The 7,224-nt window shown below is 61.9% G+C and carries 7 protein-coding genes, 1 tRNA gene and 1 pseudogene; 3 read left to right on the top strand and 6 right to left on the bottom strand.

Annotated elements, in window-relative coordinates; all coding sequences use genetic code 11:
- Nucleotides 1-526 (top strand): flavin reductase family protein (locus ACXRVY_RS12930; protein WP_458237520.1); only part of this gene is annotated, 526 nt, incomplete at its 5' end.
- 12 nt (nt 527-538) lie between these two features.
- Here the strand turns inward: ACXRVY_RS12930 and ACXRVY_RS12925 are convergent.
- Both ACXRVY_RS12925 and ACXRVY_RS12920 read right to left on the bottom strand, forming a co-directional pair.
- A complete protein-coding gene (locus tag ACXRVY_RS12925; RefSeq protein WP_223461080.1) occupies nt 539-907 on the bottom strand; it encodes a cupin domain-containing protein in 369 nt (122 codons plus the stop codon).
- Between the two features lie 76 nt (nt 908-983).
- Nucleotides 984-1,793, bottom strand: a complete 810-nt coding sequence (locus tag ACXRVY_RS12920) for an AraC family transcriptional regulator (protein WP_223461238.1) — start codon at nt 1,791-1,793, stop codon at nt 984-986.
- A gap of 164 nt (nt 1,794-1,957) precedes the next feature.
- Here ACXRVY_RS12920 and ddlA point away from each other — a divergent pair, with 164 nt between their 5' ends.
- A complete protein-coding gene (gene ddlA / locus ACXRVY_RS12915) occupies nt 1,958-3,052 on the top strand; it encodes a D-alanine--D-alanine ligase (RefSeq protein ID WP_458237519.1) in 1,095 nt (364 codons plus the stop codon).
- A 63-nt stretch (nt 3,053-3,115) separates the two neighbouring features.
- Here ddlA and ggt read toward each other — a convergent pair whose 3' ends face one another.
- Nucleotides 3,116-4,948 carry a gamma-glutamyltransferase gene (gene ggt, locus ACXRVY_RS12910; RefSeq protein WP_458237518.1) on the bottom strand — a complete coding sequence of 611 codons (1,833 nt, stop codon included), beginning with the start codon at nt 4,946-4,948 and terminating at the stop codon, nt 3,116-3,118.
- Nucleotides 4,949-5,115: 167 nt separating this feature from the next.
- Between ggt and ACXRVY_RS12905 the strand changes: the two genes are divergently transcribed.
- Entirely contained in the window at nt 5,116-6,225 is a 1,110-nt protein-coding gene (locus tag ACXRVY_RS12905) for a DUF2817 domain-containing protein (RefSeq protein WP_223461086.1), read from the top strand.
- 99 nt (nt 6,226-6,324) lie between these two features.
- On the opposite strand, the gene ACXRVY_RS12900 is transcribed toward ACXRVY_RS12905, so the two are convergent.
- From ACXRVY_RS12900 to ACXRVY_RS12890, 3 genes and pseudogenes are all read right to left on the bottom strand, one after another.
- Nucleotides 6,325-6,401 (bottom strand) — tRNA-Met (locus ACXRVY_RS12900).
- A gap of 87 nt (nt 6,402-6,488) precedes the next feature.
- Nucleotides 6,489-6,728, bottom strand: a pseudogene (locus tag ACXRVY_RS12895) (amidase family protein); the annotation flags it as partial.
- Between the two features lie 88 nt (nt 6,729-6,816).
- Nucleotides 6,817-7,224: methyl-accepting chemotaxis protein (locus tag ACXRVY_RS12890; protein WP_458237517.1), on the bottom strand; the 408-nt coding region annotated here is incomplete at its 5' end.

The following is a 7,224-nucleotide window of genomic DNA, read 5'->3' as shown; positions in this document are numbered from 1 at the left end:
GGTCAGCGCAGCCCACGGTGGCCAGCGCAATATCATGGCGGCAGCCTGGGCCATGCCGCTCGATTTCGAACCACCGAAAATTGCCGTGGTGCTGGACAAGTCCACCTGGACTCGCCAGTTGCTGGAGGCCTCGGRCACTTTTGTACTGAACGTTCCGTGCGCTGCCCAGGCCGACATTGTGCAGACCGTCGGTTCGACCTCCGGCCTGGAGTTGACCCAGGGCCAGGGGCGCGACAAGTTTGAGACCTACGACTTGCAGACGTTCACCGGCGAGTCGGTTGATGCGCCGATGCTCGAAGGCTGCGTGGCCTGGCTGGAATGTCGCCTGTTGCCGGAGCCGAACAACCACCAGCAGTACGATCTGTTCCTGGCCGAAGTGATTGCCGCCCAGGCTGACGAGCGCGTGTTCAGCGAAGGCCGCTGGCACTTCGACGGGCAAGATGCCTTGCGCACCTTGCACCACGTGGCGGGCGGGCACTTCCTGACCATTGGCGAGCCGGTGGACGGCAAGATCTTGCAGGTGTAAACCGGTCAGCGCTCATATCCACACATCATTCTCGGCCGTGCGCTCACCACCTTCACTGCCGGTGTTGAGCACGCCCTTGGGTTCGATCAGCAGGAGTTTTACCTCCTGCTCGGCACTGGGCTTGTGCTCGACGCCTTTGGGCACCACGTACATTTCCCCGGCGTTCACCAGCACGTGGCCATCGCGAAAATCGATGCGCAGCCGGCCTTCGAGCACGATGAAGGTTTCGTCGGTATCGAGGTGGTCGTGCCAGATAAAGTCCCCCAGCAGCTTCACCACCTTGAACTGGTAGTCGTTCATTTCGGCGATGACCCGGGGCGACCAGTGGGAATAGATCCGGCTGATTTTTTCAGCGAAGTTCAGGCTTTCGTAAGCGTTCATGAAACAGCTCTCGCGGTGGTTGGTGAACTCACGATAGCCAGCGACTCCATGCGCTTCTTGTACGATTGTGCGTGGCTCAACGGCGCTGCATGTTCAGCCAGCGCGCTGGCGGCAGGCCGTAGGTTTTGCGAAATTGCCGAGTCATGTGGCTCTGGTCGGTGAAGCCGGCGATCAGCGCGGCGCTGACCAGCGTCTGCCCCTGAATCAGTAGCGCGCGGGCCATGTCCAGGCGGCGCATGGTCAGGTAACGATAGGGGCTGGTGCCGAACAACAGGCGAAAATCCCGGGACAGGCTCCAGCGATCCCGACCACTGTGTTGCGCCAGTTCATCCAGGGTCACGGTGCGGTCCAGGGCACCGTGGATGTATTCCCGCGCACGCTGCGCGGCCACGTAATCGAAGCCCGAGCGTTTGCCCGGCGCACCGCAAACCGTGCTCATGGCTTGCGCCAGATCGAACAGCGCATCCTGTTCTTCCAGTGGATCGAGCGGGCAATCCAGGCTGCGCAGCAACGCCCCCGTGGCGGCGAACAGGCGGGGATCGTTCGACAGCCCGGTCTTGATGAACGGCAGCGGTTGCCCGCCGAGCATCTGCTGGATGAGCGCCGGTTCGATGTACATCATCCGGTACTGGAAACCGGATTCGGTGCCGGCCTCGCCATCGTGGGCTTCGTCCGGGTGCAGCACGATCGTTGCGCCCGGCAGGCTGTGACGCCAGCCACCGCGATACTGAAAACTCTGCACCCCGGCCAGGGTGTGGCCGATGGCATAGGTGTCGTGGCGGTGAAGGTCGTAGCCATGGCCGGCAAAAAACGCCTCGAAACGCTGCAGCCCGCCGACATCGGGCGCACGAAGGAACCAGTCATTGCGAGACGGACGCTTGGCCATGGTGATGATCGTCTTGAGCTTGATGCGCAACACGGTAACCCAGTCAGCGGTTCCCTGTCTTCTGATCGGAAGGGGACATGTGCGCTAGAAAACCAAGGGCAAATACTGCACTGTGGGGCGCATTCTCTATAGGTCGTTTTTATTTGTCAGGATGAGGCCAGGTCATGAGCAAGCTGCGCGTGGGGATCATTTTCGGGGGCCGTTCCGCCGAGCATGAGGTGTCGTTGCAGTCGGCGAAAAACATCGTCGATGCGCTGGATCGTTCACGCTTCGAGCCGGTGCTGATCGGCATCGACAAACAAGGCCACTGGCACCTTAACGACCCTTCCAACTTTTTGCTGAACCAGGAAAACCCGGCGCTCATCGCCCTCAACCAGTCCAATCGTGAACTGGCGGTGGTGCCGGGCAAAGCCAGCCAGCAATTGGTGGAAACTTCCAGCCAGGAAATGCTCGGCCACGTCGATGTGATCTTCCCGATTGTCCACGGCACCCTCGGTGAGGACGGTTGCCTGCAAGGTTTGCTGCGCATGGCCGATCTGCCGTTTGTCGGCTCCGATGTGCTCGGCTCGGCTGTGTGCATTGACAAGGACATCAGCAAGCGCCTGCTGCGCGATGCCGGCCTGGCCGTGACGCCGTTCGTGACATTGACCCGCGCCACGGCGGCGCGTACCGGGTTTGCCGAGGTTCGGTCCCGGCTCGGTTTGCCCCTGTTCGTCAAACCGGCAAACCAGGGCTCTTCCGTGGGTGTGAGCAAGGTCGCCGACGAGGCCGAATACACCGCAGCGGTGGAACTGGCCTTGAGTTTCGATACCAAGGTGTTGATCGAATCTGCCGTCAGCGGTCGTGAGATTGAGTGCGCGGTACTCGGCAATGAAGACGCCATCGCCAGTGGCTGCGGCGAGATCGTGGTGCGCAGCGGATTTTATTCCTACGACAGCAAGTACATCGACGACGCGGCTGCTGAAGTGGTGGTGCCGGCCAATATCAGCGTCGAGGCCAGCGAGCGCATCCGCGCCCTGGCCGTCGAAGCGTTCCAGGTACTGGGCTGCTCCGGCCTGGCCCGCGTCGATGTATTCCTGACCGACAGCGGCGAAGTGCTGATCAACGAAATCAACTCGCTGCCCGGCTTCACCCGCATCAGCATGTACCCGAAACTGTGGCAGGCCACCGGTATGACCTACAGCGAGCTGGTGACGCGACTGATCGAGCTGGCGCTGGAAAAACACCAGGTTCGGCAGGGGTTGAAGATCAGTCGATAAGCGACTTGCTCATAAACAAAGGGCCTACCCACCGGTAAGCCCTTTCTCATCCCCGCGTACGACTCAATCCCCCAGCGCTTGCCCCTCACGCCGCGGATCGGCGCCGCCTGTCAGCGACGCTTTGCCTTGGGCGTCCTTGACCCGAACAATCGCCTGGGTCCCGCTGGTCATGTCGATTTCGCTCACGCTGTGCCCTTTGTCTTTCAGCGCCTGAATCAGCGACGGGCTGAATTGCCCCTGTTCCAGTTCGGTCGGGCCGTTGCGGCTGCCGAAGTTGGGCAGGTTGATGGCGGCTTGCGCATCGAGGTTCCAGTCGAGCAGGCCGATGGTGGATTTGGCCACGTATTCGATGATTTGCGAGCCGCCGGGGGAGCCGACGGTGGCGAGGAATTCGCCGCTCTGGCGGTCGAAGATCAGGGTCGGGGCCATGGAGGAGCGCGGGCGTTTGCCGGGTTCGACGCGGTTGGCGACTTTTTGCCCATTTTCCTCGGGGATGAACGAGAAGTCGGTCATCTCGTTGTTGAGTAGAAAGCCCTGAACCATGATGTGCGAGCCGAACGCCGATTCGATGGTGGTGGTCATCGACACGGCACCGCCTGCGTCATCGACGGCCACCACTTGCGAGGTGGAAATCCGCAGGGGCGAACGGTCCGGTGCATAGGCCATCTGAATGCCCGGCGGAGTGCCAGGTTTGGCCGTGCCCATGCTGCGTTCACCGATCAGAGCGGCGCGGCTGGCCAGGTAAGCCGGGTCGACCAGGCCTTTGACCGGCACGGGGACGAAGTCAGTATCGGCGACGTACTGAGCGCGGTCGGCGTAGGCCAGGCGTTCGGCTTCGGCGATCAGGTGCACGGCTTGCGGGTCGGGTTCGATGCCGGCCGGGGCCATGGTTTTGACCGGTTTCAGCGGTGCCAGTGCCAGGCGCTTGTCGCGAGTCTCCAGGGCTTGCAGCGTGCCGAGGATCTGGGCCACTGCGATCCCGCCCGACGACGGCGGCGGCATGCCGCAGACTTGCCAGCGCTTGTAGTCGGTGCACAGCGGCGCGCGTTCCTTGGCCTGGTAGTTGGCGAGGTCAGTCAGCGACAGGCTTCCGGGATTGGTGTGGCCCTGAACCTTGGCCGCGATTTCCTCGGCGACCGGGCCTTTGTACAGGGCATCCGGGCCTTCATGGGCGATGCGTTTGAACACAGCGGCCAGCGCCGGGTTCTTCAAGTTTGTGCCGACGGCTTTTGGGCTGCCATCGGCATTGCGCAAGTAAGCCATCATTTCCGGCGAGCGTGGCATGGACGAATCCGCGGCGATCAACTGATGCAGGCGTGGCGAAATGGCGAAGCCTTGCTCGGCGAGCCGGATGGCCGGTTCAAACAGTTGTGCCCAGGGCAGGCGCCCGTGTTTTTGATGGGCCAGTTCCAGGGCGCGCAATACGCCGGGCGTGCCTACCGAGCGACCACCGATTTGCGCCTGGGTGAACCCCATCGGTTGTCCGTTGGCTTGCAKGAAAAGCTTCTCGGTAGCACCGGCCGGGGCGGTTTCACGGCCATCGTAGGTGCGCACGGCTTTGCCATCCCAGAGTACGATCAATGCGCCGCCACCGATGCCGGAAGACTGTGGCTCGACCAACGTCAACACCGCTTGCATCGCAATCGCCGCGTCGATGGCCGAGCCGCCCCGGCGCAGCATCTCCCGCCCGGCTTCGGCCGCTAGCGGGTTGGCCGCCGCCGCCATGTATTTCTCGGCGTGTTGAGTTTTCAGGTCGGTGCGGAAACCGGAGGCGCTTTCCGGTGCGAGCGGTAGCGTCGGGACTGAAGCGTTGTTGCACGCGGCCAGGGTCAAGGCGCTGGCGAGCAGAACCAGAGCTGGCAGGCGATAGCGGCGCAAAGGGAAGGTTGAGAACACGTGGGGGTACTCCGTCCGTTGGATCTACGATCAGCCGACTTTATCGGCCGACCGGGAGGGACGCAAACCAGGTCCCACGGCCCCGATGTTTTTGTCCTTCATCAATGGCGGGATTTTCTGTAGGGTCATTGCCAACAGGCAGGCCAGAAAATCAACAAGAGGCAGACATGCAAACCGAGTTTCCCACCCAGCCCAGCTATCGCACCCAGCGTGAACAATTCCTGGCCGCCGCGACCACGGCAGGCGCAACGCTGACGGAGTATCCACACCCGCTCAAAGGACCGTTCGGCGAGCCGCTGAGTACCGATGTGGCGGTGCTGGGTGATCCGGGCGCCAAGCGGCTGCTGATCGCGTTGAGCGGCACTCACGGGGTCGAAGGCTTCTATGGTTCGGGCTGCCAGATCAAATGGCTGCAGGAGTTGGGCAAGCGGTCCCTGCCAGCGGATGTCGCCGTGGTCATGATCCATGCCATCAACCCCTGGGGCATGGCGTGGTTGCGCCGGGTCAACGAAGACAACATTGACCTGAACCGCAATCACCTGGACTTCCAGCGCCCGCTGCCGGACAACCAGGCCTACAACGCCCTGCATGAAATCTATGCCTGCCCGCAGTTGCACGGTCCGCAGCGTGAGCGTGCCGATGCCTTGCTCGACGAACAGATTCGCTTGCACGGCTGGCCGGCAGTMATGTCGATTGTCGAGGGCGGTCAGCATGCTCATCCCGACGGCCTGTTTTTCGGCGGGCTGGCGCCGAGCTGGTCGAACCGCACGCTGCACCGGATCGTGCAAAAGCACGTGACCCATGCCGAGGTTGCCATGTGTTTCGACTTGCACACGGGCGCCGGCGAGTACGGTCATCCGATGTTGTTGACCATCACCGAGTCCGTTTATCCAGCGCTGTCAGATGCGCAGGCGATTTACGGTCCGTGGCTCTACAGCCTGCAAACCGGTGCCGACACCGTCAGCGAAACCGGCGTGGCGGCAACGGCCACCGGCTACACCTCGCAGGCGCTGATCAATGCGCTGCCGCAGGTACGGCTGATGCCGTTTGTCATTGAATGCGGGACTTATCCGGGGCCGGAGGTTCACCGGCATCTGCGCGATGACCACTGGCTGCATCTGTACGGCAACCCGAATGATGCAACAGGGCGCGAGATCAAGCTGAATCTGCTCGAGCAGTTCTATCCCGCCGACAGCGATTGGCAGGCGATGGTCTGGCTGCGCACCTGGCAGATCTGGGAGCGGGCGTTGTCGGCATTACCGACGGTTCGCGTCTGATCGAGACGCGCATGCGGTGCAGGATTTCCCTGTCACCGCAGCGCATTTTTTCGAGGCATAAAAAAACGGCCTACCTTGCGGTAAGCCGTTTTTAGTACTTGGTGGCTACACAGGGACTTGAACCCCGGACCCCAGCATTATGAATGCTATGCTCTAACCAACTGAGCTATGTAGCCAAGTGGCGCGCATTATTCACCGGTAACGGGGATGCGTCAAGCATAAATCTAAAATATTTCTCTGCGCTTTCAACCRTTTATCAAAATCTATCCTCTGAGCTGGGGTGAAGGGCAGCGCTGGAACCAGCGGCTGGCCTGTTCGTACGCGTGCGCCAGTTGCAGGACAGCGAAGTCGGCCTGGTGTCTGCCGATGATTTGCAGGCCCATGGGCAGGCCGCTGGCGTTGAAGCCGACCTGTACGTTAGCCACCGGGCAGCCGGACAAGGTGCCGGGAATCACCACCTCCATCCAGCGGTGATAGGTGTCCATGGCCAGGCCTTCGACGGACGTGGCGTGGTTTATCGACTGGCTCAAGAGCGAACTGGAGCAGGACTTCCCGGAGGCGGTGATCCGCGCCTGAGAAGTCCTGGCGGACTCAACTCAAGCGAAAGCGCCCTGTATTGTCACTTAAGGCCTTGCTGCCGTGGCTCAGGGTATCCGCTGCCTGATTTACCGCGCGGRCCCCTTCGAGCAAGCGCACCGCCGCTTGATCGACCTGCTGGATATTGCCGCTAACCTCGTCGGCGGTACTGGCCTGTTCTTCCACAGCCGTGGCGATTTGCGCCAGGGTATCGGTGACGCTCTGCACCGCACTGGCGATTTCTCCGAGCCGTTCACCGAGGCCGGTGACCGCTTGTGCATCGCTCTCTGCCTGACTGCACGCGGCTTGCATCAGGCTGACGGCTTCATTCACCGTATTGCGCAGGCTGTCGACCGTGCYGGCAATCTGTGCGGTCGACGATTGCGTGCGTTGCGACAGGCTGCGCACTTCATCGGCCACCAC

This window comes from Pseudomonas sp. P5_A2_2, from assembly GCF_054177685.1.
This window is presented reverse-complemented; position numbering and strand designations above follow the sequence as displayed.

Coding starts and splice junctions, on each gene's coding strand:
- ACXRVY_RS12925 (WP_223461080.1), bottom strand. CDS start 907: ATGAACGCTTACGAAAGCCTGAACTTCGCTGAAAAAATCAGCCGGATC.
- ACXRVY_RS12920 (WP_223461238.1), bottom strand. CDS start 1,793: ATGGCCAAGCGTCCGTCTCGCAATGACTGGTTCCTTCGTGCGCCCGAT.
- ddlA (WP_458237519.1), top strand. CDS start 1,958: ATGAGCAAGCTGCGCGTGGGGATCATTTTCGGGGGCCGTTCCGCCGAG.